26 protein-coding genes are annotated in these 25,713 nt (G+C 68.0%); 16 read left to right on the top strand and 10 right to left on the bottom strand.

Annotation, left to right across the window (positions count from 1 at the left end):
* Positions 1-6 precede the first annotated feature (6 nt).
* Both nudE and D575_RS0104595 read right to left on the bottom strand, forming a co-directional pair.
* On the bottom strand, positions 7-552 hold the full coding sequence (nudE, locus tag D575_RS0104590; RefSeq protein ID WP_018144738.1) for an ADP compounds hydrolase NudE: 546 nt from the start codon (positions 550-552) through the stop codon (positions 7-9).
* A gap of 193 nt (positions 553-745) precedes the next feature.
* Positions 746-1,459, bottom strand: coding sequence for a hypothetical protein (locus D575_RS0104595; RefSeq protein WP_018144739.1), 714 nt, complete (start codon positions 1,457-1,459; stop codon positions 746-748).
* Positions 1,460-1,491: 32 nt separating this feature from the next.
* On the opposite strand from D575_RS0104595, the gene D575_RS0104600 reads away from it, so the two are divergent.
* Positions 1,492-2,226 carry an HAD family hydrolase gene (locus tag D575_RS0104600; protein WP_018144740.1) on the top strand — a complete coding sequence of 245 codons (735 nt, stop codon included), beginning with the start codon at positions 1,492-1,494 and terminating at the stop codon, positions 2,224-2,226.
* Here D575_RS0104600 and D575_RS0104605 read toward each other — a convergent pair.
* Both D575_RS0104605 and D575_RS0104610 read right to left on the bottom strand, forming a co-directional pair.
* Entirely contained in the window at positions 2,219-2,458 is a 240-nt protein-coding gene (locus D575_RS0104605; RefSeq protein ID WP_018144741.1) for a hypothetical protein, read from the bottom strand. The genes D575_RS0104600 and D575_RS0104605 overlap by 8 nt on opposite strands.
* Positions 2,455-3,096, bottom strand: coding sequence for a 7-cyano-7-deazaguanine synthase (locus tag D575_RS0104610; RefSeq protein WP_018144742.1), 642 nt, complete (start codon positions 3,094-3,096; stop codon positions 2,455-2,457). The genes D575_RS0104605 and D575_RS0104610 overlap by 4 nt, the downstream gene beginning before the upstream one ends.
* A gap of 43 nt (positions 3,097-3,139) precedes the next feature.
* Here D575_RS0104610 and D575_RS0104615 point away from each other — a divergent pair, with 43 nt between their 5' ends.
* Positions 3,140-3,613 (top strand): TerB family tellurite resistance protein, encoded by a 474-nt coding sequence (locus D575_RS0104615; RefSeq protein WP_018144743.1) that lies wholly within the window; start codon positions 3,140-3,142, stop codon positions 3,611-3,613.
* Between the two features lie 15 nt (positions 3,614-3,628).
* On the top strand, positions 3,629-4,291 hold the full coding sequence (locus D575_RS0104620) for a sulfite exporter TauE/SafE family protein (RefSeq protein ID WP_018144744.1): 663 nt from the start codon (positions 3,629-3,631) through the stop codon (positions 4,289-4,291).
* Positions 4,292-4,340: 49 nt separating this feature from the next.
* On the opposite strand, the gene D575_RS0104625 is transcribed toward D575_RS0104620, so the two are convergent.
* From D575_RS0104625 to ppsA, 4 genes are all read right to left on the bottom strand, one after another.
* Positions 4,341-4,793 carry a DUF4426 domain-containing protein gene (locus D575_RS0104625; RefSeq protein ID WP_018144745.1) on the bottom strand — a complete coding sequence of 151 codons (453 nt, stop codon included), beginning with the start codon at positions 4,791-4,793 and terminating at the stop codon, positions 4,341-4,343.
* 137 nt (positions 4,794-4,930) lie between these two features.
* On the bottom strand, positions 4,931-5,491 hold the full coding sequence (locus tag D575_RS0104630; RefSeq protein ID WP_018144746.1) for a YggT family protein: 561 nt from the start codon (positions 5,489-5,491) through the stop codon (positions 4,931-4,933).
* Positions 5,492-5,855: 364 nt separating this feature from the next.
* A complete protein-coding gene (locus D575_RS0104635) occupies positions 5,856-6,686 on the bottom strand; it encodes a pyruvate, water dikinase regulatory protein (protein WP_018144747.1) in 831 nt (276 codons plus the stop codon).
* Positions 6,683-9,052 (bottom strand): phosphoenolpyruvate synthase, encoded by a 2,370-nt coding sequence (gene ppsA, locus D575_RS0104640; RefSeq protein WP_018144748.1) that lies wholly within the window; start codon positions 9,050-9,052, stop codon positions 6,683-6,685. Before ppsA ends, D575_RS0104635 begins: the two co-directional genes overlap by 4 nt.
* A gap of 178 nt (positions 9,053-9,230) precedes the next feature.
* On the opposite strand from ppsA, the gene D575_RS0104645 reads away from it, so the two are divergent.
* The 9 genes from D575_RS0104645 to D575_RS0104685 all read left to right on the top strand — a co-directional run bounded on the left by D575_RS0104645 (position 9,231) and on the right by D575_RS0104685 (position 17,603).
* A complete protein-coding gene (locus D575_RS0104645) occupies positions 9,231-9,725 on the top strand; it encodes an ATP-dependent zinc protease (protein WP_051069919.1) in 495 nt (164 codons plus the stop codon).
* Complete coding sequence (locus D575_RS0104650; protein WP_018144750.1) at positions 9,722-11,257, top strand: inactive transglutaminase family protein; 1,536 nt, start codon at positions 9,722-9,724, stop codon at positions 11,255-11,257. The genes D575_RS0104645 and D575_RS0104650 overlap by 4 nt, the downstream gene beginning before the upstream one ends.
* Positions 11,257-12,285 carry an alpha-L-glutamate ligase-like protein gene (locus D575_RS0104655; RefSeq protein WP_018144751.1) on the top strand — a complete coding sequence of 343 codons (1,029 nt, stop codon included), beginning with the start codon at positions 11,257-11,259 and terminating at the stop codon, positions 12,283-12,285. The genes D575_RS0104650 and D575_RS0104655 overlap by 1 nt, the downstream gene beginning before the upstream one ends.
* A gap of 49 nt (positions 12,286-12,334) precedes the next feature.
* On the top strand, positions 12,335-12,817 hold the full coding sequence (locus D575_RS0104660) for a transcriptional repressor (RefSeq protein WP_018144752.1): 483 nt from the start codon (positions 12,335-12,337) through the stop codon (positions 12,815-12,817).
* A 389-nt stretch (positions 12,818-13,206) separates the two neighbouring features.
* The gene (locus tag D575_RS0104665; RefSeq protein ID WP_038032011.1) at positions 13,207-13,653 is read left to right on the top strand and encodes a DNA-deoxyinosine glycosylase; all 447 of its coding nucleotides are present in this window, start codon (positions 13,207-13,209) and stop codon (positions 13,651-13,653) included.
* Between the two features lie 151 nt (positions 13,654-13,804).
* Positions 13,805-15,100: a TonB-dependent receptor gene (locus tag D575_RS0104670; protein WP_018144754.1), complete on the top strand. Its 1,296-nt coding sequence runs from the start codon at positions 13,805-13,807 to the stop codon at positions 15,098-15,100.
* A gap of 86 nt (positions 15,101-15,186) precedes the next feature.
* Positions 15,187-16,113, top strand: a complete 927-nt coding sequence (locus D575_RS0104675; protein ID WP_018144755.1) for a metal ABC transporter substrate-binding protein — start codon at positions 15,187-15,189, stop codon at positions 16,111-16,113.
* A 106-nt stretch (positions 16,114-16,219) separates the two neighbouring features.
* A complete protein-coding gene (locus D575_RS0104680) occupies positions 16,220-16,828 on the top strand; it encodes an AAA family ATPase (protein ID WP_018144756.1) in 609 nt (202 codons plus the stop codon).
* Positions 16,818-17,603 carry a metal ABC transporter permease gene (locus D575_RS0104685; RefSeq protein ID WP_018144757.1) on the top strand — a complete coding sequence of 262 codons (786 nt, stop codon included), beginning with the start codon at positions 16,818-16,820 and terminating at the stop codon, positions 17,601-17,603. The genes D575_RS0104680 and D575_RS0104685 overlap by 11 nt, the downstream gene beginning before the upstream one ends.
* 72 nt (positions 17,604-17,675) lie before the next feature.
* On the opposite strand, the gene D575_RS0104690 is transcribed toward D575_RS0104685, so the two are convergent.
* On the bottom strand, positions 17,676-18,599 hold the full coding sequence (locus D575_RS0104690; protein ID WP_018144758.1) for a histone deacetylase family protein: 924 nt from the start codon (positions 18,597-18,599) through the stop codon (positions 17,676-17,678).
* Positions 18,600-18,638: 39 nt separating this feature from the next.
* On the opposite strand from D575_RS0104690, the gene D575_RS0104695 reads away from it, so the two are divergent.
* From D575_RS0104695 to D575_RS0104705, 3 genes are all read left to right on the top strand, one after another.
* Positions 18,639-21,320, top strand: a complete 2,682-nt coding sequence (locus D575_RS0104695; protein WP_018144759.1) for a bifunctional acetate--CoA ligase family protein/GNAT family N-acetyltransferase — start codon at positions 18,639-18,641, stop codon at positions 21,318-21,320.
* Positions 21,321-21,447: 127 nt separating this feature from the next.
* Positions 21,448-22,407 (top strand): YafY family protein, encoded by a 960-nt coding sequence (locus tag D575_RS0104700; RefSeq protein ID WP_018144760.1) that lies wholly within the window; start codon positions 21,448-21,450, stop codon positions 22,405-22,407.
* A 379-nt stretch (positions 22,408-22,786) separates the two neighbouring features.
* Positions 22,787-23,197 (top strand): HIRAN domain-containing protein, encoded by a 411-nt coding sequence (locus tag D575_RS0104705; protein WP_018144761.1) that lies wholly within the window; start codon positions 22,787-22,789, stop codon positions 23,195-23,197.
* A gap of 46 nt (positions 23,198-23,243) precedes the next feature.
* Here the strand turns inward: D575_RS0104705 and D575_RS0104710 are convergent, their stop codons facing one another.
* On the bottom strand, positions 23,244-24,611 hold the full coding sequence (locus tag D575_RS0104710) for an NAD-dependent succinate-semialdehyde dehydrogenase (protein WP_018144762.1): 1,368 nt from the start codon (positions 24,609-24,611) through the stop codon (positions 23,244-23,246).
* Between the two features lie 129 nt (positions 24,612-24,740).
* On the opposite strand from D575_RS0104710, the gene D575_RS0104715 reads away from it, so the two are divergent.
* Entirely contained in the window at positions 24,741-25,712 is a 972-nt protein-coding gene (locus D575_RS0104715) for a complex I NDUFA9 subunit family protein (protein WP_018144763.1), read from the top strand.
* Position 25,713 lies beyond the last annotated feature (1 nt).

Here is a 25,713-nt window from a genome sequence, read left to right on the forward strand (position 1 = left end):
TTGCGCTCAGGCGTCGAGGTAATCGCGCACCATGTACAGCGCGGCGATGGAGCGCGCCTCGGTCAGGTCTTCCCGGGCGACCAGCTCGGTCAGCCGGTCCAGCGACCAGGGGACCACCTCGAGCGCCTCCGGCTCGTCGCCTTCCGCGGCCTGCGGATACAGGTCCTCGGCCAGCACCAGATGGGTCTGGTGGGCCATGTAGCCGGGTGCCACGGTCAGCGCGCCCAGGTGGGTCAGGCGATGCCCGGCGTGGCCGACCTCCTCCATGATCTCGCGGTTGGCGGCAGTCAGGATGTCCTCGCCCGCCTCCATCCGTCCCTTGGGCAGACCCAGCTCGTAGCGGTGGGTGCCGGCGGCATACTCGCGGATCAACAGGACGGTCCGGTCGGTCTGCACCGGGGCGATGATCACCGCCCCGTGGCCGCGACTGACCAGACGCTCGAAACAGGTGCGCGCGCCATTGCTGAATTCGAGATCCAGCTCCTCCACCTCGAACAGGCGGCTGCTGGCGACCGTACGCCGCCCCTGGACATCCGGCTTGTCTCGGCTCATGCGCCCTCCGGGAGAGATGTAGGGAAACGCTGATTAATGTACACGCTCGCGTTGGCACCCCACGGGGGTCGGCCGCTTTTTTGCGCGCATGACGTTGCGGCTCACCTGTAGCAAAGGGACTACACGGCGGTCACCGCACCTTGTTCGCACGCAAACGCGTCGAGCGCGAGCGGGTAAATGCGTCAGCGCTTCCCTAATGGCTGTTGCGTAGCCGCACCAGGGTGCGCAGTTCGCCCTCGAACAGGGTGTCGAACATGAAGCCGTGATCGGAGGTGGCCACCTCGAACCCGTCCTGGTCGGCCGGCTCGGTCTCCGCCAGGCGCAGGTCGAGATCGCCCCAGCTCACGGCCATGGTGACACGCATCGGGAAGTAGCCATCCAGGAAGCGGCGCACGAACGGGCCGTTCTCCAGGCGATAGACGCCATCCCCCTCGTCCTCGACGATCTTCATGCGCGCGGTCACGCAGACCTCGGCGTCCCGCTGCACCCCGCGCAGGTCCACGCGATCGCCCTCGGCACGCGCGGATTCGATGTTGCGGGTGGACTCGACCTGGAGCTCGTCGATGGTCGCCTCATTGTACACAATGACCATGCGCCGAATGGCTGCCACATCATTGTGGCACTGGCGCAGATCGGCCCAGCCGTCCTCCAGCGAGGACTGCGTGATGCGGATCTGGTTCTGGTGGTGATGCGGAGTCCGGTCCGGCTCCTCCAGCAGGAAGGTCAGCTCCGGACTGGTGGTCTGGGTCTGGTCCGGCGAGACCGTCTCGCCCCACAGGCTGTCGTCCTCCAGCGGGTCGTAGTCCGGGTCACCGGGGTCCATTCCCTGCACCGCCAGCGGCAGCGCCATCAGCGCAAGAAGCAGGGGCGCGGGAAGGAACCGCGATTGGGGTACCATGGGGGCCATCGTCGTCACCCTCTTTCGTGTAGCCGTTAGCTGTGGACCTGCAAAACCCCGAAAAAAATCCGCACCCGCCCGCGGCCCCCGACGCGATCGCCTGGGATCGCATCGACACCGTGCTGTTCGACATGGACGGGACGCTGCTGGATCTGCATTTCGACAATCGCTTCTGGCGTGAACTGATCCCGCAGGAATACATCCGCTGCCAACCGGATGACCCGGAATGCGCGCGCCGCCGCCTGGAGGACGAGATGCAGCGGGTGCGCGGCAAGCTGGAATGGTACTGCGTGGATCACTGGACCCGCTTCACCGGTCTGGACATCCTCGGCCTGAAACGCGAGCTGGCCCACCACATCGTCCTGAAACCGCATGCCGATCAAGTCCTGGGTGCCCTGCAAAGGGCCGGGCGGCAGCGGGTGCTGGTCACCAACGCCCACCCGCAGGTCTACGCATTCAAGCACCGGCTCACCCGCATTGGTGACCGCCTGGATACCATTGTCTCCGCCCACGACCTCGATTGCGCCAAGGAAGACGGCAGCTTCTGGGAACGCCTGCAGCGGGTCGCACCGTACGACCCGGAACGTACGCTGCTAGTGGACGACAACCTGCTGGCGCTGGCCAGCGCCGCCGGAGCAGGGATCGCCCAACTGCGGGGGATGCGCTACCCGGACGAGCGCGGCGAGCCCATGCACTCGGAGGACTTCGAACTGCTGGAATCGCTCGCGGACCTGTTGCCCGGCCTGACCAACCCGGGAGGCGTGGCGGCTACTTGACCGGTGTCGGCAGATTGCGGATCAAGTCCAGACGAATCTGCACCGTACGGCCCTCGCATTCCCCGTCGAGCCAGTGGCACCCGTCCGCCTCGCGCACCTCGCGCGGGGTCACCTTGCCCCACCAGGCCTGGCTGGAATTGGGCTCGACCCAGTTCAGTTGCAGGGTCTCACCGGTAAGGATGGCGATCTCCAGACGCTCGGAGACATGACGGGGAATGGCGGGATCGGTCATCGGGGGGCTTCGCGGTAGTCGGTCGGGTCGGGGATGCCGGCCGCGGCGAACGCGGCACGCCGGGCCTGACACTGCGGGCAACGCCCGCACTGGCGCGATTGTGCCAGAAGGCAGCTCCAGGTGTGGCGCCAGTCGATCCCCAGCGGGTCGGTGGCGGCAATGATCTCGGCTTTGCTCCGGTCGATCAGCGGGGCCTCGACCTGCAGGCCGGGCACCAGACCTGCGGCCAGGTCCGAGACCTGCTGCACAAACCCCGGTTGCGAACCCGGACCATGCCCCTGATCCTCGCGGTTCAGCGCCAGCAGGATGCGTGCCGCGCCGTGGTGCTCGGCCAGGTTGACCGCCAGGGCCAGCACCAACAGATTGCGCTGCGGCAGCGGCACATGCCCGACCCAGTCGTTGCGACGGGTAAACACCAAGCGCAGGGACTGCAGATCCAGGGCAATGGGCATGCACGCGTACACGCCCGCCAGGTGTTCCACGGCGGCCCATTCGCGCGCGGCATTGCGCTGGCCGTAGTCGACCCACACGGCACGCAACGAGCGGCCGGCGGCATGCTCCTGCGCCAACAAGGCGCTGCTCTCGATGCCGCCGGAGAGCAGAAGCAGATCGGGGGATTCGGGCCGGGCGGGTTCCATTCGGGCACCATACCGCACAGCGCAAGACCACGGAGACCCTGACTTGATCGAACAACTACGCAGCCACTGGCAGCGCCTGCTGGGCGCCGAACGCAGCGACCGCCCCGAGGGCGCCCCCGAGGAGCGCCTGCAACGCGCCGCGGCGGCGCTGATCATGGAGGTCTGCCGGGCCGACTTTGATCTGCACGCCGAGGAACTGGAATCCGTGCGCGCCAGCCTGATCGAACTGTTCCGGCTGGACAGTGATACCGCCGATGCGATGCTGGAGATTGCCCAGGAGGACAGCGACGAACTGATCTCCATCCACCCCATGGTGCGCGAAGTGAACGCATCCTTTGATGCCGGGCAGAAGACCGACATCATGCGCGCCCTGTGGCGTGCCGCCTGGGCCAACCGCGACCTCAACAAGCGCCAGGAAGCGGTAATCCGGCACCTGGCAGACCTGCTCTACATCCCGCACGCGACCTTCATCCGTACCAAGCACGAGGTGCTCGGCGATGCGGCCGACCCTCGCTGACCGAGGCACTTTCTGATGAGTGATCCGGGTACCCTGCTGGCGGCCCTGGCCGTGGGCATCCTCGGTGGCGTGCACTGCCTGGGGATGTGCGGCGGCATCGTCGGCGCGATCTCCATGGGCCACGGCCGCCGCGGACCCGGGCTCGACCTCCTGCTGGCCTATAACCTCGGGCGCATGGCGAGTTACGTGGTCGCCGGCGCGCTGGCGGGATGGCTGGGGGCCAGCCTGCTCGGCGGCCTGCCCGCCGGGCAGGCGATCCTCCAGGGCATCGCCGCCGTCTTCCTGATCCTGCTCGGGCTCTATCTCGGGGGCTGGTGGCCGGTCCTGGCCCGCCTGGAACAGGCCGGTGGCGTGCTGTGGCGCCGCATCGAGCCGCTGGGCCGGCGTTTCCTGCCAGTGCGCCATGCCGGTCAGGCGCTGATGGTCGGCGGGCTGTGGGGCTGGCTGCCCTGCGGCCTGGTGTACAGCGTGCTGGCCTGGTCGCTCAGTGCCGGCGGCGCGCTGGAAGGGGCCGCCCTGATGGGGGCCTTCGCCCTGGGGACGCTGCCGAATCTGCTGCTGATGGGGGTATTCGCCGCGCGCCTGGCGGCCTTCGTGCGCCGCCCCTGGGTCCGCCGGATCGCCGGCGGCGGGGTCGCACTGTACGGCGCATGGATGCTGCTAGGCCTGGTGCTGTGATGCCCCGCCCGGACGAGCGGGGCATCGTTCGCGAGCGCCGGGGCGGGGCTCAGTCGGCGTAAAAGTCGCGGGTGAAACGGATCGGCAGCGTGCGGTCGCTGTCCGCCGGGGTAATGTCGATCTGGAACTCGAGCGTTTCCCCGCCACGCACCGTCACCTCGGAGAGGTGATAGATGGCATCACCGTCCTGAATCTCGCGGAAGCGCAGGCTGCGCATCTGGTCGTTCATGTTGGTGGCCGAGCCACTGACTTCCGCGGAGACCGCCTGCAAGCCGTTATCGCCCCGCTCCATCACGCTGATGTTGACCATGGCCCGGTTGGAACTGCGCCGCACGTCATAGGCCCGCGCGACCTCCGGGGACAGGAAGGTGGTGTTGATCACGTTGTAGTAGACGACGTAATTGTCGAACTCCGCCTCGTTGGCGGATGCGATCGAGCTTCCGAGAGCAACCGCCGCCAATGCGACGAGAAAGCCGGTGATGACCCGATGCACTCTTGCCATGACTGACTCCTGTTCCGTTTGAGAAACGGGGACCTGGCGGCGGCATTGCCGCAGGGGCCCCTCGTCCCGAGTCTAGCCCGTTTTGCACCCGAACAGGCAAGGCCGCCCCGTGCATTTCGCCCGGACGGCAATCCACCTCAAAAAGAGCGCACGATAATCAGCAAGATATAAAGCCCAACCAGGGCGATCATTGGCGAAAAATCGATCGCGCCGGTATTCGGCAGGGCCCGGCGCAGAGGGCCGAGGATGGGGCGGTTCACCGCCCCCGCCAGCCGCATGATGGGATTGTTGGTGGAACCGCCCCCCGCCTGAAGCCAGCTCATCACCACCTCGGCAATAAGCGCGATGATGAAGACCCAGATCACCGTGGTCAGCAATTCCCGGATTGCCACGGCAAGGATAATCCCGACCCCGGCATCCACACCCACAATCAGCACGCGCAACCAGATTTCGATGAACTTGAGCACGATCATCAGCACGATCGCGGCCAAGTCGACCCGCCCGACCGAGGGGATCACGGGCCGCAACACCCGCAACGGCGGGTCGGTCAGCATCACGATGGTCTGCGAGATCGGGTTGTAGTAATCGGCCCGCACCAGGCCGAAGATCGTCCTCAAAATCAACAGGATGATATAAATCCCGAAGACAACGCCAACGAGGAAGATGGCGATCTCTTGTCCGGTTCCGGTGGCGGGCATGCAGACTCCTTGCGATGCAGCGAGTGAACCGCGCCCATTCTCCGGCAAGCCCGGCGGGATGCCAAGCCAGGGAGGCGCGGATCCATCCGCCCGTCCGCGTTGACGCCCCATTTTTTCCGAGACAAGGCGCGGTGCGCAGTGCCGTAGCACTCTACGGTCAAGCGGGCAACGCAGGATCGGGGAAAATGGGGCGTCAACCCCGAAGGGGCTCGGCCGCCATTGCCTTCAAAATTCGGGTTCGCTGACTGCGTTGCGGCTCGCTTATGTAGCTCGGCTACACTTCGCTCACCGCGCCTTGTCAGCGAGCAAAATCGACTCGAGCGCGGTCGTGCGAATGAATCAGCGTCTCCCTGGGAGGCGCTGATCAAACGCCGCGGCGGGCATCCATGCAGTCGCGCACCCGGGTCGCGATTTCCTCGATCGACAGCTCGGTCACATCCAGATGCGGGATCTGCCAGCTGTCGAGGAACTCCTGGATCGCCGCACACTCGGCCCGGCACTGGGCCAGACTGGCATAACGGCTGTCGGGCCGTCGGCCCTCGCGGATCTGCGCGAGCCGCTGCGGGGTGATCGTCAGCCCCACCAGGCGCCTACCCAGACCTCGCAGCCCTTCCGGCATGTGCGGGATGTCGCCCTGGCGCAGGTCCTCCGGGACCAGCGGGTAATTCGCCGCGAACAGCCCGTAGTTCATGGCCAGATAGAGGCTGGTCGGCGTCTTGCCGGAACGCGAGGCACCCAGCAGCACGACATCGGCGACCGACAGGTCCTGCACGGCCAAACCGTCATCATGGGCGAGGGTGTAGTTCAGGGCCTCGATGCGCCGGTCATAGCGGCTGACATCGCCCATGCCGTGGGCACGCCCGGAAGCCGATTGCGAGGCCACCCCCAGCAGCCCCTCCAGCCGCTCGACGTGCTCCCCGAAGACGTCAATCACCGGCACCGAGCTCTGGTGCAGATCAGCCCGCAAGTCAGCATTGGCCAGGGTGGCCACCACCAGTGCGGGCTGCGGCCCAGCCTCGACCCGGGCGAACACGGCGGCCAGACGCCCGGGCGTCTGCACAAAGGGCAGCCGGTGCCAAGCCGGGTCGACATCCGGGAACTGGGTGAACAGCGAGCGCGCCAGGGCCTCTGCGGTGATCCCGGTGCCGTCCGAGACCAGATAGACCTGCGGGCATTGGGCGACGGACTCAGTCATCTGTCGCCCCCCCCGACCTTCGCCAGTTGCTCCCAGGTGGAGAGCAGCGAATCGGGATTCAGCGACAGCGAATCGATACCCTCGCTCATCAGCCAGACCGCCAGATCCGGATAGTCGGACGGGGCCTGGCCGCAGATTCCAATGTACTTGTCGGCGCGGCGGGCGGCGCGGATCGCCATGCTCAAGAGCGCCTTCACCGCATCGTTGCGTTCGTCGAAGGAATCCGCCACCAGTCCGGAGTCGCGGTCGACCCCCAGGGTCAGCTGGGTCAGATCGTTGGAGCCGATGGAGAAGCCGTCGAAATGCTCGAGGAAGCGCGCCGCCAGCAGGGCATTCGACGGGATCTCGCACATCATCACGATCTTCAGGCCCTGCTCGCCGCGGCGCAGGCCCTCCTCGCCCAGCACCCGGATCACGTCCTCGGCCTCGGTAAGCGTACGCACGAACGGGACCATAACCTGAACATTGTCCAGGCCCATCTCGTCGCGGACCCGGCGCAACGCCTCGCACTCCATGGCGAACGCCGGACGAAAGACCTCCGAGCGGTAGCGTGAGGCCCCGCGAAAGCCAAGCATGGGGTTCTCTTCGTGCGGCTCGTAGCCGGCACCACCGATCAGATGGGCGTACTCGTTAGACTTGAAGTCGGACAGGCGCACGATCACCGGTTCCGGCGCGAAGGCCGCCGCCAGCGTGGCGATGCCCTCGGACAGCTTGCGCACGAAGAACTCGCGCGGACCGTCGTCAAAGCCACGCAGGTGCTCGGCAATCTGCTCCTGCACCTCGGGCTCGAGGCGGTTCGGGTCCTCAGCATAGTCCAGCAGCGCCAGCGGGTGCACGCCGATGGTGCCGTTGATGATGAACTCCAGCCGCGCCAGACCAATCCCGGCGTGTGGCAGCTGCGAGAAGGCATAGGCCCGCCCGGGGTTGGCCACATTCAGCATCAGCTTGACCGGCAACTCCGGCAGTTCGCCGATATCGGTCTTCTTGACCGTGTAGTCGAGCCTGCCGGGGTACACGTGCCCGTCGTCGCCCTCCGCGCAGGAGACCGTCGCCTCCATCCCATCGGAGAGAACTTCGGTGGCATCGCCGCAACCGACCACCGCCGGGATGCCCATCTCGCGGGCGATGATCGCCGCGTGGCAGGTACGCCCGCCGCGGTTGGTCACGATCGCAGCGGAGCGCTTCATCACCGGCTCCCAGTCGGGGTCGGTCATGTCCGCGACCAGGATGTCGCCTTCCTCCATGGCGTGCATGGCATCCGGCGAATCCAGCACGCGCACGATACCGGCCCCCACCTTCGAGCCGATTGCACGGCCGGTCACCACCGGCTCGGCGTCGTGCGGTGCCAGCTCGTAGCGCTCGCCCGCGCCCAGCTCGACCCGGCTCTCCACCGTCTCCGGGCGTGCCTGCACGATGAACAGCTCGCCGGTCTCGCCATCCTGCGCCCACTCGATGTCCATCGGCCGTTCGTAGTGCTGCTCGATGGCGACCGCATAGCGGCCCAGCTGCTCGGCATCGGCATCCGAGAGGCAGAAGCGGTGGCGCAGGTCCGTCGGGGTGTCCTCGGTGCGGGTGCCGTCCTCCGTCAGCACCATGCGCACGGCCTTGGTGCCCAGGGCACGGCCGATGATGGCGCGCTTGCCAGCTGCCAGCGCCGGCTTGTAGACCTGATATTCGTCGGGGTTCACGGCACCCTGCACGACCGTCTCGCCGAGGCCCCAGGCCCCGGTGATGAACACCGCATCGCGGAAGCCGCTCTCGGTATCCAGGGTAAAGATCACGCCGCTGGCGCCGATGTCGGAACGCACCATGCGCTGGATGCCGGCCGACAGCGCGACCTCGTCATGGGCGAAGCCGTTGTGCACGCGGTAGGCGATGGCGCGGTCGTTGTAGAGACTGGCGAAGCACTCGCGCAGCCGCTGCAGCAGGGCATCAATGCCGCGCACGTTGAGGAAGGTCTCCTGCTGCCCGGCGAACGAGGCCTCGGGCAGGTCCTCGGCGGTGGCCGAGGAACGCACCGCCACCGGCACGTTATCGCCCAGTTGCGCGTAGTGCTCGCGCACCGCCTCCTCCAGCTCGCCCGGCAGTTCGGCCTGCTCGACCCAGCCGCGCACCTCGCGCCCGGCCGCGCGCAGGGCCTCGATGTCGTCGATATCCAGATCCGCCAGGCGGGCCTTGATCTGCGCATCCAGCCCGTCCTTCGCCAGCAAGGCGCGATAGGCATCCGCGGTCGTGGCAAATCCGCCCGGCACGCGCACCCCGGCGGCGCCGAGCTGCCCCAGCAGCTCGCCCAGCGAGGCATTCTTGCCACCCACCCGGGCGACATCGTTCATGGTCAGATCGGCGAGATCGACTACCCAGCTCATGGCAACTCCTGAACTCCTAGGGCCACGCTGATCTAATGCTTCCCTAGGCTTTGTGAACCCCTTAACACGGGGTAACAAACGTGATCAGCTACACTTCAGCGTTTTGCAACCTTCAGGAGACTGCGTGACTGCTCCAGCCGCCCGTCGTTCCAGCTTAACCGAATCCATCCTGCTGACCATGCTGCTTGGCCTGGCGGTCCAGACGCAATCCGCCGCGGCCCACGAGTCGGGGGCCTCCTTGGCCATCCTCGGTGTGGTGGAGGACGTCCTGATCGTCGAGGAAGGTGTTGTGCTGGAGGCGCGCATGGATACCGGCGCCACCTCCTCCTCGCTGAACGCGCTGAACAAGGAGCGCTTCGAGAGGGACGGCGAGGACTGGATCCGCTTCGAGATCATCGATCCGGAAGACGAGGACGCACGCATCACCCTGGAGCGACCCATCGAGCGCATCGTGCGCATTCGCAGGCACAGCGGAGACTCGCAGGAGCGTCCGGTGGTGCGCATGGAGTTCTGCATCGGGGACCAGCTCCTGACCGCCGACACCAGCCTGATCGACCGCACGGCCCTGACCTACCAGGCCCTGATCGGACGCAGCCACATGGCCGGACACATCCTGGTGGACTCCGGGGAGGAACATCTGCGCGCACCCAATTGCGCGGCGGATGACCAGTGAGGCGCTTCCACCTGCCGATCCTGATCGTACTGCTGAGTGCGATCGGACTCGGGGTCTTCGCCTACAAGGTCAGCGCGCTGGGGATGCCCCTGCAGCCGGACGCCACCGCCGAGACCTGGCAGGTGGAGGCCCGCGTGCGCTTTCAGGCCACCGGCGAGGCCACCACGGTGCAGCTTCGAATCCCACACCGCCTGCCGAATTTCTCCATCCTGGACGAAGGCTTCGTATCCCGCGGCTACGGCCTGAACACCGTCCTCCAGACGGAGGATCGCCTGGCCCAGTGGACGACCCGTCAGCCGCGCGGCGAACAGGTGCTGTACTACCGCGCCACGCTCTACCGTGACGGAGACGACCGCTCGGAATCCGACTACCCGGGGCCAGTGGCCGTGCCCGACTGGACCGAACCCTTCCGTTCGGCCGCCGAGGCGCTGATCGATGACGTCCGCGGACGCTCCTCGGACATCCAGAGTTTTGCCTCGGTACTGGTCAATGACCTCGCCAATGCCGCACCGGCTTCCAATGCGGCCGTGTTTATCGAGAGCGACGACAATCGCGCCCGCCGGGCCGAGACCCTGATCGAGCTGCTGGCCACGGCCCGCATCCCGGCCCGGCAGGTGACCGCCCTGCGCCTGGTCGACGGCCGCCGCGACATCGAACCGCAGACCTGGCTCGAGGTTCACAACACGCGGCGCTGGGTACCCATCGACCCGGAGAGCGGCGAGATCGAGTACCCCGCCGACGTGGCCGTTTGGTCGCACGGCGACGCCCCGCTCCTGGAGATATCCAACGGCGAGAACGCGGAGGTGCGCTTTGCGGTGGCCCGCGGGGTGCAGGATGCCCTGGCGACCATCCAGCGCTTCGGCGACACCCTGGACAGTCGCTTCCTCGACTTCTCCACCCTGAACCTGCCGCTGGGCACACAGAACACCTACCGGGTGCTGCTGATGGTGCCGCTGGGCGCGATGATCATCGTGTTCCTGCGCAACGTGATCGGCGTGCAGACCTTCGGCACCTTCATGCCAGTGCTGATCGCACTGTCCTTCCGCGAGACCCAGCTGCTGGCCGGGATCGTCCTGTTCACGCTGATCGTGTCGCTGGGTCTCGTGGTGCGCTTCTACCTCGAGCACCTCAGACTGCTACTGGTCCCGCGCCTGGCGGCAGTGGTCAGCGTGGTCATCATGCTCATGCTCGGCGTCAGCATCTTGTCGCACCAGCTCGGCTTCGAGCGCGCCCTAGCGCTGTCACTGTTCCCGATGGTCATCCTCGCCATGACCATCGAGCGCATGTCGGTGGTCTGGGAAGAACACGGCCCCGCCGATGCCATCACCCAAGGGATTGGCAGCCTGGCCGTCGCGGCCGCGGCCTACGGGCTGATGGCCAACCGCCAGCTGGAACACCTGTTGTTCGTGTTCCCGGAATTGCTGCTGGTCCTGCTGGCCGTGACCCTCCTGCTGGGACGCTACACCGGCTACAGGCTCACCGAGCTGTTCCGCTTCGGACGCATCCAGGATGCGATGCGGAGGACCGACTAATGCCGGCCTGGCTGCCGCGCTTCGTGCGCCCGAAACTGTTGAAGGAGCAGGGCATCGTCGGCATGAACGCCCGCAATGCCCGCTATATCGCCGCCTGGAACGCACGGCGATTCTACCCACGGGTGGACGACAAGCTGCAGACCAAACAACTCGCCCTGGATGCCGGGCTCTCGGTGCCGGATCTGTACGGCGTCGTACGCACCCTGCGCCAGATTCGCGACGTGCGGAAGCAGCTGCGGAACTATGAAGACGGCTTCGTCATCAAGCCGGCCCACGGCGCGGCCGGCGACGGCATTCTGGTGATCGACGGCTGGCGCGGCGATCGGCCTCGTCGGGCCGGTGGCCGCGCCATGGAGCTGAGCGAACTGGACGATCACATCGCCAACGTCCTCTCGGGCATGTACAGCCTGGGTGGCCGACCGGATGCCGCCATGATCGAGCAGCGGGTGCGCTTCTCCTCGATCTTCGATGAGGTCTCGCACCAGGGCGTGCCGGATATCCGCACCGTGGTCTATCGCGGCTACCCGGTAATGGCGATGATGCGCCTGCCAACCCAGGACTCCGACGGCAAGGCCAATCTGCACCAGGGTGCCGTGGGAACGGGCATTGACCTCGGCTCCGGCCGTACCATCGGCGGCGTGCGCTACAACCGGCCCTGCCGCGAGCACCCCGACAGCGAAAAGAGCATTGTCGGTCTGCAAATCCCCGGTTGGGACCAGCTGATGGAACTGGCCGCCGGCTGCTTTGAGCTGAGCGAGCTCGGCTACCTGGGGGTGGACGTGGTGATCGATGCCGACCGCGGGCCGCTGATCCTGGAACTCAACGCCCGGCCCGGGCTCGCCATCCAGATCGCCAACGGCGAAGGCCTGGACCACCGCATCCTCGCGGTGGATGCACACATGGTGGCCCGCGACATCGAGCCGGCCGCCGAACGCGCCCGGTGGTCCGCCGAGGTCTTCGCGCGCCCCGAGGCGACCCATCCAACCGAGCCCGACACCGAAACCACCCGCGCCGCCGAACCCGCCTGATCACCGAGGCGGTTACGGGCACCGTGATCGTTTGGGCTATCCTAGGCGCATGACTGCCGCCGCCGAGACCAAGACGCCGGACATCGAACAGGCCCTGGCCGACGCCGAACGCGTCTGCGCCACCCGTGGTGCACGCCTGACCGAGCAGCGCCGGCGCATCCTGGAGCAGATCCTGCGCACTGAGGGCGTCATCAAGGCGTACGACCTGATCCACGCGCTGTCCTCCGATGATCACAGCATCAAGCCGCCAACCGTGTACCGCACCCTGGCCTTTCTGCTGGAACAGGGCCTGATCCACCGTATCGAGAGCCTCAACGGCTTCGTCGCCTGCTCGCACCCCGGCGAGCGCCACGAGTCGGCCCTGATGATCTGCGACGGCTGCGGCCAGATCACCGAGTTCCACACCCCGGAGCCGGCCAGCCAGGCGCTGGAGCACGAGGCCGAGGCCCAGGACTTCGCCATCGACTCGCGCATGGTGGAGCTGCATGGCCAGTGCGGGGACTGCCGCCGGGGTCAGCAGGACCGCGCCTGACGCCTTTATCTGCGCTTGGCCCTCTCGACCCGTCCTCCCGTGACACACGTCGCACCGACCCCAGGGAAACACTGATTAATGTACGCGCTCGCGTTGGCACCCCAGGTTTTCCGAGACAAGGCGCGGTACGCAGCCGGTAGTGGTTCTACCGGCAAGGGCCGCAACGCAGGATCGGGGAACCTGAGGTGCCAACCCCACAAATCATTGAATGCAGGGGCTCGGCCGCTTTTGCGTGGGAACGGCGTTGCGGTTCCCTTGTGCAGAATGACTGCACGGCAGTCACCGCGCCTTGTTCGCACGCAAAAGTGACTCGAGCGCGAGTGCGTACATCGATCAGTGTTTCCCTTGAGGCGTTCCCGCCCATCCTGCGTGCGGACACCCGCCTGATCGTGCTGGGCAGCTTTCCCGGCGTCGCTTCGCTGGAGGCCCAGGCCTACTACGCCCACCCGCGCAACCAGTTCTGGCCGATTGTCGGGCAGATCCTCGGCGAGCCCTTCCCGGAAATGGATTACCCCGAACGCATCGAGCGCCTGCTCGACCACGGCGTGGGCCTCTGGGACGTGTACGGCGCCTGCTCGCGCGAGGGGAGCCTGGACAGCGCCATCCGCGCCCCGGTCCCCAACGATCTCGCCCGGCTGACCCGCGAGGCCCCGGACCTGCGCGTGATCATCCACAACGGCGCCGAAAGCGCGCGGCGCATCCGCGAGACCCGCGCCCTGGGCGTCGAGGCCCTGCGCCTGCCCTCCACCAGCCCGGCCAACGCCCGCCTCAGCCTGACCGAGAAGCTGGAACCCTGGCGCAACGCCTTCGCCCGCGCCGGCCTTCCACGCGACTGACCAGCAGCACACCGGAGCGCCCGATCGGGGGGTTGATACCTCGCTTGTTATTGTATAACGTTCGCTTTGTTATCCGTTACGCTATAACAGTCCAATTTCGTTGATCGGCACTGCCCGGACCGGCAGACTGCCGCGCAACCAGGAGCCCGACATGCCCCTCACCCCGTTCTCACGCCCCGTCCTCGCCGCGCTGGCCAGCCTGACCCTCGCCGCCCCCGGAGCCGCCGCGGCGCAATGGACCGCCGGTGACGACGAGTCCGCCTGGGGCATGGATGTCTCCCTGATCCTCGAGGGCATCTACTACAACGAGCTCTCGCACGGTAATGATTCGCCCGCCGGCTTCGACGACGGCCACGATCACGGCCATGGTAATGGCGACGACCACGGCCTCGACGACGGCTTCAATCTGGGCCATTCGGAGCTGGGCTTCCAGGCCCGTCTCGGCGACCTCCTGGACGCCACCGTGATCATCGAATTCGACGACCAGGACATCGAGGTCGACGAGGCCTACCTGACCACCCGCGCCCTGCCCGGCGGCCTCCAGCTCAAGGCGGGCAAGTTCCTGTCTGACATCGGCTACATCAACAACCGCCACCCGCACGAGTGGGACTTCGTGAACCGCCCGCTGGTCAACGAGTACCTGTTCGGCGACCACGGCCTGCTGGAAAAGGGCGTACAGGCGACCTGGCTCGCCCCCACCGCGACCTACACCCAGCTGGGTGTGGAGCTGCTGCAGGGCGAGACCAGCGGGATCGCCAACTACGAAGGCGGCCAGTCGTCGCTGAACGATCAGGACCGCATCCTGCGCGACCGCTCCGGTCCACGCCTGGTCACCGCCTTTGCCAAGATCGGGCCGGATCTCGGGCCGGACCACGCTGCACAATTCGGTGTCTCCGGCGGCTACGCCCGCAGCTACCAGGTCACCGACGAGCACTCCACGCGCTTCGAGGACTGGGACGGCAGCGCCTGGTTCGCCGGCCTGGATGCCGTCTACAAATACAGTGCCGGCCGCGCCTACGGCCATGGCGACTGGCGCCTGCAGGGCGAGTACTTCTACCGCGAAATCGATGTCGACCGCCGTGACGTGAACTTCGAAGCCGACGGCAACGGGCCGGTGGGCTTTGTGCGTAACGAACAATCATTCAAGAACCAGCAGGACGGCATCTACGTCCAGGGCGTCTACGGCTTTGCCCCGCGCTGGGAGGCTGGCCTGCGCGCCGAGGCCCTGGGCCTGAGCAACGACGTCGGCCGCGGCGACGGCGAGTCCTTCGGCACCTCCTATCGCCACACCGCCCAGGTGACCTTCCGCCCGGTGGAGCCGGTATTCCTGCGCGCCCAACTGTCCCAGAACGACCTTGTCGATGACCACGGCGATCGCGATCGCGGCCTGGAGTTCATGCTGCAGCTGAACGTGGCCCTCGGCGCCCACGGCGCCCACCGCTTCTAGGCCGCCTCTTGTCCTCGCGAGGCTGGCAGGGGCTGCCCCCGTCCCTGCCAGCCTCCGGCCATACCCCGATCTCAAAGGAGTCCCGCATGTCCTATCGCAAGACTCGCGTCCGCATGCCCCGCGCGCTCGCCGCCCTCGCCTCGGCGGCAATCCTGGCCCTCCTCCTGCTGCCGTCGCAGGCCGCCGCCGGACTGAACATCGTCGCCACCACTGCCACCCTCGGCGCCCTGGCCCGCGAGATTGGCGGCGACGAGGCCGAGGTCCGCGTGCTCGCGCCGCCGGATCGGGACGCGCACGACCTGGACGCCCGTCCGAGCTTCATGGCGGCCCTGCGCCGCGCCGACATGCTGCTCGAGATCGGCGCCGGGCTCGAGGAAGGCTGGCTGCCGGCCGCCCAGCGCGGCGCCCGCAACCGCGCGATCAACTCCGGCCAGCCGGGCCACTTCCGTGCGGCGGACATGATCGAACTGCGCCGCTCCATCACCATGGACGGCCCGAACATGGGCCACGCCCACGAAGAAGGGAACCCGCACTTCAACGGTGATCCGCGGCGCCTGGCAGACATCGCCCTGGCACTGGCCGAGCGCATGGGCAACCTGCGCCCGGACCATGCCGCCACGTTTATGGAACGCGGCGAGCGCACCGCCGAACGCCTGCGCGACCACGCCGAGGCCCTGGCCGAACAGGTCGAGCCGGGTCAGCGCATCGTGGTCTACCACGAAGACCTCGACTACCTCGAGGAATGGCTTCCGGTCGAGATCGTGGGCTACCTGGAACCGGCCCCGGGCATCCCGCCCACCGCGCGGCACCTGCGCAGCCTGGTGAGCGACCTGGAAGGCACCGAGGGCACGGTCCTCCACGCCGCCTTCCAGCCGGCGCGCGGCGCAGAGTTTCTGGAACGGCACCTGGGCTGGCCGAGCCATGCCGTAGCACTCGAGCCTCCAGCCGACACGGCGCTGGACGGCTACCTGAAGCTGATGACCACCTGGGCGAAGACCCTCCCTCAACGGTAATCACGCCGCGGCCACCCGCAGAGGCGCTGGCCCGCATCCCCTGACGACGGACCCGAATCGCTCCACCGGTCCGTTATCCTTCGCGCACCCCGTCACCGGAACCCCGATGTCTCGCGACCCCGCTCAACCGATCCTTCGTTTCAAGTCGGCCCGGCTGGGGTTCGACCGGCCGGTGCTGGGCCCGCTGACCCTGGACGTACCGATCGGCTCGCGCTGGGCCCTGACTGGGCCCAACGGCATTGGAAAATCGCTTCTACTGAAGGCCCTGACGGGACAGGCGCGGGTGCATCACGGTCACCTGGAACTTGCCCCCCAAGCCCGGATCAGCCTGCTCGCGCAGGACCACCCACGCCGCCAGCCCTGGCCGCTGTCCGGACACGACTGGTTCCGGGCAATGGGGGCGCACCCCCCCGAACAGGCACGCGTGCGCGCCCTGATGGAACGGCGGCTCGACCGCCTAAGCGGAGGGCAATGGCAACTGCTGCGCCTGGCCGCCGCCCTGGCCAGCCACGCCGCTCGCCCGCCGGCGCAGCGTCTGGTGCTACTGGACGAGCCCGCCAATCATCTGGATGCCGAGGTGCGCCACGATGCGATCGAGCTGATCATCAGCCTGCCAGGCGGCACCACACTGCTGATGACCAGCCATGACGACGATTTCCTGGAGGCCACCGGGGTCGAACGCCACCCACTGACGGAATACATCCATGCTGGGTGACCTGCTACTCATACCCTTCGTGGCAGGCCTGCTGATCACCGGCGTGCTGGGTCTCGCCGGCGCTGGACTGTTTCTGCGCGGCTCGGTCTGGCAGGCACTCGCGCTGGGCCAATGGGCCGCCGTCGGCGGGGTCCTGGCTTCGGTGCTGCACTGGCCGGTCCTGCTCGTGGCCCTCGTCCTGGGTACCGGGGTGATGGCCCTGCTACAGCGCAGCACGGACCGCGAGCGCCTGCCGCTGGGGGTGTTTCTGGCCGGCCTTGCGGCCGTGACCCTGCTGGCCGCCAACTTCTCGCAGGCCAGCCTGGCGGCGGCCGCCTGGGCCGAAGGCCAGCTGTACTTTGCCGGACCGAACGAATTGTGGGCGGTGGCGGTGCTGGCGGTCGCCAGCATCCTGCTCGCGCCCGGACTGTACCGCGTATGGCGGCATGCGCAGCTCGCTCCCGATGTCCCCGCCACACGCCCCCCGCCGACGTGGCAACGACTCACCGAGATCAGCTGGCTGGTCGCCGCGGTCGTGCTGGGCAGCATGGTCCTGGGCCTGCCCGCTGCCCTCGCGACCCTGCTGCTGCCCGCCTGGGGTGCGGCCTATCTCGCGCGCAATCTGCGCGGGCTGTTCCTGTGGACCCAGGCCATCGCCCTGGCGGGTTTCCTGATCGCCTGGAGCCTCAGCCTGCCTCTGGATCAGCCCTTTGCCCCCGTATTGGTACTGGTGAACGTAGCGCTCGCCAGCGGCGCCCGCCTCGCCGCGTCGGTCTATGGCGAACGCAACCACTGAACAAGGCGGCCCCCGCTCAACCATGAACGCGGCGCCACCCATACGCTGCAGCTGCGTCGCAAGCGGGGCAGGTCAGAGGGCGGCCAGGGCACGCATATGCGCCACCACACTGCGTCCCAGGGCGCTCAGGGCGTAGCCACCCTCCAGCATGGAGACCACGCGCCCATCGGCGTGACGCTCGGCCAGGGCCACCAGCTCACGAGTGATCCAGGCGTAGTCATCCTCGGCCAGCAACAGGCGCGAGAGTTCGTCCTCGCGATGGGCATCGAATCCGGCGGAGATCAGCACGAGTTCCGGGGCAAAGGCGTCCAGCGCATCGAACCAGGCCCCAGCCACCGCGTCGCGCCACTGCTCCCCCGACGATCCGCCGGGTACCGGGACATTCAGGCAGTTGTCGGCCAGCGGCGGGATGCCCGACCCGGGATAAGCCGGATGCTCGAAGGCGGAAGCGAACAGGATGGCGTCATCACCCGCCACCAGGGACTCGGTGCCGTCGCCATGGTGCACGTCGAAGTCGACGATGGCGATGCGCCCCACACCATGGCGCTCCTGTGCATGGCGGGCGGCAATCACCACGTTGTTGAACAGGCAGAACCCGGCCGCCCGGTCGGCACGGGCGTGGTGCCCCGGTGGCCGCACCGCGCAGAAGGCCCGCCGGTTCGCCGCCCCCATAACCCAGTCCACCGCGCCAATGCCCGCGCCGGCCGCCAGCAACGCGGCCTCGCGACTCCCCGGCGACAAGGCCGTGTCGCCATCCAGCATCACCCGCCCCCCTTCCGGGACGTGCTGCTGGATGGTGTCGATAAAGTCGCGTGTGTGAACCCGGCGCAGGTCCGCCCGCGTCGCCGGGAACGCCTCGCGATGCAGGACCCACGGATCCAGCCCGCTGGCCACCAGCTGGTCACGGATTGCGCTCAGCCGCTCCGGACATTCCGGGTGGCCGGGACCATTGTCGTGCTCAAGGCCGGCGTCCGGCGAGAAGAACGCTAGATTCATGCTATGAAGACACTGGGCACGTCATAACCGAGAGCATGCATGGGAACCCACATCCTGGACAAGCTGTTCAATCCGCGCGGTGTCGCCGTGTTCGGCGCATCCGAACGCGAGGGCAGCGTCGGCCGCACGGTGCTGGCCAACCTCCTGGCGGCCGGCTTCAAGCGCACCCTGCTCCCGGTAAATCCCAAATACGCCGAGGTACAGGGCCTGCACTGCGTGCCCGAGCTGAAACCCGGCGAGCACATGGTGGACCTGGCGCTGATCGCCACCCCGGCTCGGGCCGTCCCCGGCATCCTGCGCAACTGTGGCGAGGCGGGCCTGCGCGGCGCCGTCATCCTCTCGGCCGGCTTCGGCGAAGCCGGCCGAGAGGGCGAACGCCTGCAGCAGGAATGCGTCGAGATCGCACAGCGTTACCGCATGCGCCTGATCGGCCCCAACTGCCTGGGCATCATGCGCCCGGGCATCGGGCTCAACGCGACCTTCAGCCACAACCAGGCGCTGCCCGGCAAGCTCGGGCTGATCTCCAGCTCCGGGGCGCTGATCACCGCCGTCCTGGACTGGGCGGAGCCCACCGGCATCGGGTTTTCCAGCGTGGCCTCGACCGGCGACGCCGCAGACGTCGACTTCGGCGAGCTGCTGGACTACCTCGCGGTGGACCCCGAGACCCAGGGCATCCTGCTGTACGTCGAGGGCATCCGCCACACGCGGCGCTTTCTGTCGGGCTTGCGCGCCGCCGCGCGCATGAAGCCCGTGGTAGTCCTCAAGTCCGCTCGCCATGCGGCCACCGCCCAGGCGGCCGCCACCCATACCGGGGCGATGATGGGTTCGGATGCGGTGTTCGACGCGGCCCTGCAGCGCGCCGGCGTGGTCCGGGTGGAGCGCGTGTCGCAGTGGTTTTCCGCAGCCCAGACACTGGCCAGCGGCGTGCGCCTGCGCGGCGAGGATCTCGCCATCCTCACCAACGGCGGCGGACCCGGCGTGATGGCCGTGGACCGGGCCGCCGACCTCGGCCTGAACCTGGCCACGCTGGCCGACGGCACGCTGGCGGCGCTCAACGCCCTGCTGCCCGCCCACTGGTCGCATGGCAACCCGGTGGACATCCTCGGCGACGCTACCCCCGAACGCTATGGCGAAGCCCTGCGCATCGTGCTCGCGGACCCCGGGGTTCACATGGCGAGCGTCCTGCTCACCCCGCAGGCCATGACCGACCCCGACGCCTGTGCCGAGGCCGTGATCGAACAGGCCCGCAAAAGCCACAAGCCGGTGCTGGCCTGCTGGATGGGCGACCCGCTGGTGGCCCGCGCACGGAATCGCTTCGACGCGGAAGGGATCCCCCAGTTCCGCACGCCCGAAGGCGCGGTCGAGACCTTCGCCTGGCTGATCGAACACCGACGCAACCAGCGCATGCTGCTGCAGGTCCCCGGCCCCCGCAGCGATGACCAGCCCGCGGATATCGAGGGCGCGCGCCTGATCCTGCAACACGCACGCAGCCAGGGCCGCAGGGTCCTGAGCATGCGCGAGTCCCGGGCCGTGCTGGCCGCCTTCCACATCCCCTGCAGTCCCAGCATCCTCGCCCGCGACCCGGCCGACGCGATGCTGGCCGCCGAGACCCAGGGCTTCCCGGTCGCGCTCAAGATCAGTGCGCCCGACCTCACCCACAAGAGCGACTTTGGCGGTGTACGACTCAACCTGCGCAGCGTGCAGGCCGTGCGCCAGCAGGCCCAGGAGATGCTCGACCAGATCCACGAGCAATTCCCGGAGGTCGAGGTTGAAGGCGTGAGCGTAGAACGCATGGCCGAGGTCGGGCATGTTCGCGAACTGCTGGTGGGGATCTCGCGCGACCCGGTGTTCGGCCCGGTAATCGCCTTCGGACTGGGCGGGACCGCGGTGGAGGTCATCGGCGACCAGGCCGTCGCCCTGCCGCCGCTGAACCCCTCGCTGGCCCGGCGCCTGATGGCGCAGACTCGCGCGGCGCGCACCCTTGGCACCTTTCGCGGCGCGCCCCCGGTGCGCGAGGGCGCGGTGGAACAGGTCCTGCTCCGGGTCTCGGAGATGGCCTGCGAGCTGCCCGAACTCGCGGCGCTGGATATCAACCCCCTGCAGGCCGGCGAGAACGGCGTGATGGCCGTGGACGCCCGTATCGAACTGGCCGATCCCGCGCACGACGGCCGTGACTACGCGCACATGGCCATCCACCCCTATCCCGGCCACATGGCCCGGAAGGTCACCACCCGCGACGGCCATGAACTCGAGCTCCGGCCGATCCGGCCCGAGGACGCTGCCATCGAGCAGGAATTCGTGCGCAGCCTGTCGGAGAAGTCCCGCTATCTCCGGTTCATGCGCTCGATGGACGAACTCACGCCCGAGATGCTCGTGCGCTTCACCCAGATCGACTACGACCGCGAGATGGCCTTCATCGCGGTCGACCACCACACGGGCCGGGAGGTGCAGGTCGGCGTCGCCCGCTACACCACCGAACCCGACGGCGAGAGCGCGGAGTTCGCCGTGGTCATCAGTGACGCCTGGCAGGGCCGCGGCGTGGGCAGCCTCCTGATGGAGGCCGTCATCGATTCCGCCCGCAACGCCGGCCTGCGCGAACTGTTTGGCGAGGTGCTGCGCCACAACGGTGGCATGCTCGCGCTCGCCCAACGCCACGGCTTCCAGCGCGAGATCCTCGCCTCCGACGAGGAGATCATCCGCGTCAGCCGGCGCCTCCACTGACCACCGGGGCGGTCGCCCGCAACCGCCGCAAGCGACCCGGCGGGCATCCGGCGCCCCGGCGCGTCGCTTGCGGGTGCCCGGGCGAATGGGTAGCGTCCCCGGGCATGCATCGACCCCTGGCCCGCCCGTGAATCGCGCCGAGCGCATCTTTCACCTGCACCGATTGTTGCAGGGGCGGCGGCCGCCCTCGCTGGCGGACCTGATGGAGCGTCTCGAGGTCTCGCGCGCGACCGTCAAGCGCGACCTCGAATACATGCGCGACTTCATGCAGGCGCCCATCGAATACGATGCCCAGGCCAATGGCTACCGCTACGCGCAGGATGCCCCGGCGTTCGAGCTGCCGGGGCTGTGGTTCAACGAATCCGAGCTGCTGGCGCTGCTGACCATGGAACAACTCCTGGAGGACGTGCAGCCCGGGTTGCTGGCGCCCACGCTGGGGCCGCTAAAGGGCCGCATCCGCGAGCTGCTCGCCAGCGGCGGGCACCAGCCGGACACCGTGCGCCGCCGCATCCGCATCCAGCCGCTGGCCCAGCGCGGCAGCCGCGGCGAAAGCTTTCAGGCCGTGGCCGCTGCGACCCTGGACGAGCACCCCGTCGAGATCGAGTATCACGGCCGTGCCCGGGACGCCGCGAGTTGTCGCGTCGTGCACCCGCAGCGCCTGCTGTACTACCGCGACAACTGGTACCTGATCGCCTGGTGCGAGCAGGCCCGGGACCTGCGCACCTTCGCCCTGGAGCGCATCCGCTCGGTGCATCCGGTGGAGTCCGCCTACCGCACCATCGACGAGGCGACCCTGGATGCTCATACCGGGGACGCCTTTGGCATCTTCACCGGTCCCGCACAGGAATGGGCCGTGCTGCGTTTCACCCCGGAACATGCCCGCTGGGTCGCCGACGAGATCTGGCACCCGGAGCAGATCGGCGAATACGAGGGCGACGCGTATCGCCTCCGTATTCCCTACGCCGACCCGACCGAGCTGGTCCAGGAGATCCTGCGCCACGGCCCGGGCGTCGAGGTGCTGGCGCCCGTCGACCTGCGCCAGCGCGTGGCCAGCGACCTCGCGCGCGCCGCTCACCAGTACACCTAGGGAAACACGGATTAATGTACACGCTCGCGCTCGAGTCGCTTTTGCGTGCGAACAAGGCGCGGCGACCGCCGTGCAGTCATTCTGCACAAGGGAGCCGCAACGCCGTGCGTGCGCAAAAGAGGCCGAGCCCCTTCGGGGTTGGCACCCCAGGTTCCCCGATCCTGCGTTGCGGCCCGAATCGGTCAAAAACGGGCCGGTAGAACCACTACCGGCTGCGCGCCGCGCCTTGGCTCGGAAAACCTGGGGTACCAACGCGAGTGTGTACATTAATCCGTGTTTCCCTAGGCCAACGGATAAGAACCGATTTCGGGGGTGGCTCATCCTGTGAGCCACCCCCGGTGCTACAACGGACACCCAGGCAACACCGAGGAGTCCGAACATGTCGCACAACCGCCAGGCACGCCCCGTCCCGCCGCTCGCCGGCTACTACGCCGAGCGCGGCACCTACAACCGCACCGCCACCACCGAGGAACTGCTGGACCGCATCCCCCTGGCCGGCTTCCGCCACCACGAGGCGCCCCGGCTGTGGGAGATCCTCAAGCGCGGCCAGGCCCTGACCGTGGAACGCGAACGCACCAACACCCACGACGGCCGGGCCGTCGCCGTGCGCTGGATGGACCATCACCTGGGCTATCTGCCTCGCGACCGCAACGGCCTGGCCGCCCAGCTACTGGACCAGGACCAGCCCCTGATCGCCCGCATCCTCGAGAAGCGCGATCACGCCGACCGCCACCACCGTCTCGAGCTCGGCCTCTACCGCGCGAAGTCGAGGCCCACCCCGGCCCACTAGACCCACATACTCGAGGCGACGCGGATCAACCTTCGATGGGCACCGATCAACCGACCCAGATGGTCTTGGCGTTGACGAATTCGCGGATGCCGAGCTCGGAGAGTTCGCGGCCGTAGCCGGAGTCCTTCACGCCGCCGAAGGGCAGGCGCGGGTCGCTCTTGACGATGCCGTTGACGAAGGCGCAGCCGCATTCCAGACGCCGAGCCAGGGCCTCGCCACGTACCGGATCGGCGGTCCAGACGCTGCCGCCCAGGCCGAAGCGCGAGCGGTTGGCGAGCTCGATGGCATGATCCGCGTCGCGCGCCCGGGTGACCGCCGCGACCGGGCCGAAGGTCTCCTCGTCGAAGGCCGCCATGCCGGGCTCCACGGCATCCAGTAGCGTGGGCGGGTAGAAGTACCCCGCCCCGTCGCGGGGCTCGCCACCCGCCACCAGGCGGGCGCCGGCCGCCACGCTGCGAGTCACCTGGTCGTGCAACTCGCTACGCAGGTCATCGCGCGCCAGCGGTCCGATGTTCGTTCCCTCGTCCATCGGATCCCCGATGACCAGGGCCTCGATGGCCGCCTGGAAGCGTTCGACGAAGGCATCCGCGATGGCCTCCTCGACGATGAAGCGCTTGGCGGCGATGCAGGTCTCGCCGTTGTTCTGGAAGCGCCCGCGTACCGCCTGCTCCACGGTGTGGTCGAGATCGGCATCCGCCAGCACGACGAAGGCATCCGAGCCGCCCAGTTCCAGCACCGAGGACTTCAGGGCCTTGCCGGCCGCAGCCCCCACCGCGCGGCCGGCGCCTTCGGAGCCGGTCAGGCTGACGCCCTGCACGCGACGGTCAGAGATGATGCCCTCCACCGCATCGGAGCCAACCGGCAGGTTGCGGAACACGCCCTCGGGAAAACCGGCCGCTGTGAACACCCGTTCCAGATGTTCGGCACATCCGGGGACATTGGACGCGTGCTTCAGCAGCACGGTATTGCCGGCCAGCGTGGCCGGGATCGCCTGGCGAAAGGCCTGCCAGTAGGGAAAGTTCCAGGGCATCACCAGCAACACGGTCCCCAGTGGCTGCCAGGCGATGAAGGAACGGCTCGCATCCGAGGCGATCATCGTGTCCTGCAGCAAGTCCGGGCCGTGCTCGGCGTAGTACTCGCAGGCGTTGGCACACTTGTCGACCTCGGCGCGCGCCTCGACCAGCCGCTTGCCCATCTCGCGGGTGGCGGTGGTCGCCAGGGTCTCGCGCGCGTCGCGCAGCACCCCGGCCAGGTCGTGCAGGCGGGCGGCGCGCTCCGCCACCGGGCGTGCCGCCCAGTCCGGTGCGGCGCTGGCCGCGCGTGCCAGGGCGGCCTCCAGCCCGTCCCGATCCATGCGGGGATAACGCGCGAGCATCTCGCCGGTCGCAGGGTTGATCGCGGTCAGTTCGGTCATGTCGGCGCCTCGGATTGGTGACCCGGAAACAGGCCACGGGAAACACAGGTCAACTATTTGCTAGTTTGAACAATGCGGGTCACCCGAGTATAAGACGATCCGCATTCGCTTTCGGAAGGACCTTGCCCCATGTCGATCGATTCGATTCGCAATGTCTGCCTGCTCGGCGGCACGGGCTTTGTCGGCCACCACATCATCCGCCGACTGATTGACCGCGGCCTGAAGGTCCGCGTGCTGTCGCGCCGCCCGCACCGCCATCGCGACCTCCTGGTCAACCCCGAGGTCGACCTGGTCGAGGGCAGCGCCCATGATCCCGCCACCCTGGAACGCCTGTTCGCGGGCCAGGACGCGGTGATCAACCTGGTCGGCATCCTCAACGAGCGTGGCCACAGTGGGGCCGGCTTCCGCGCCGCCCACACCGAGCTGACCGAGAAGGCCCTGGCCGCCGCCGAGTCGCAGGGCGTGCGCCGCTTCCTGCAGATGAGCGCGCTGAAGGCGGACATGGACGACGCCCCCAGCCACTACCTGCGCAGCAAGGGTGCGGCCGAGCAGGCCGTGTTCGCCAGCGAATCCCTGGCGGTCACTGTCTTCCGCCCCTCCGTCATCTTCGGGCCGGAAGACTCCTTCCTGAACCGCTTCGTGACGCTGCTGAAATTCTCGCCCGTGATGCCACTGGCGCGTGCCCGGGCGCGCTTCGCCCCGGTGTTCGTGGGCGATGTGGCCGAGCACTTCGTCGAGGCCCTGGAAGACCAGGATACCTTCGGCCAGGGCTTCGAGCTGTGCGGCCCGAAGACCTACACCCTGGGCGACCTGGTGCGGTATGTGGGCCGGGTCTCCGGCCACCGGCGCCCAGTAATCGGCCTGCCCGACTGGGCCGGCAAGCTGCAGGCCAGCGTGCTCGAGTTCGTGCCCGGCAAGCCGTTGTCGCGCGACAACTTCGCCTCGCTGACCATCGACTCGGTCTGCGACGGCGAACAGCAGCTGCCCTGCCCGACCCGCTTAGAATCCATTGCCCCCAGCTATCTGGGCGGTGGGGGCGCGGGGCGCGAGGCCCGCATGCAGCACCTGCGCACGCTCAATCGCGGGGCCAGCCGCGGCTGAT

The sequence above is a fragment of the Thioalkalivibrio sp. AKL6 genome, assembly GCF_000376905.1.
Lineage (GTDB): Bacteria > Pseudomonadota > Gammaproteobacteria > Ectothiorhodospirales > Ectothiorhodospiraceae > Thioalkalivibrio > Thioalkalivibrio versutus.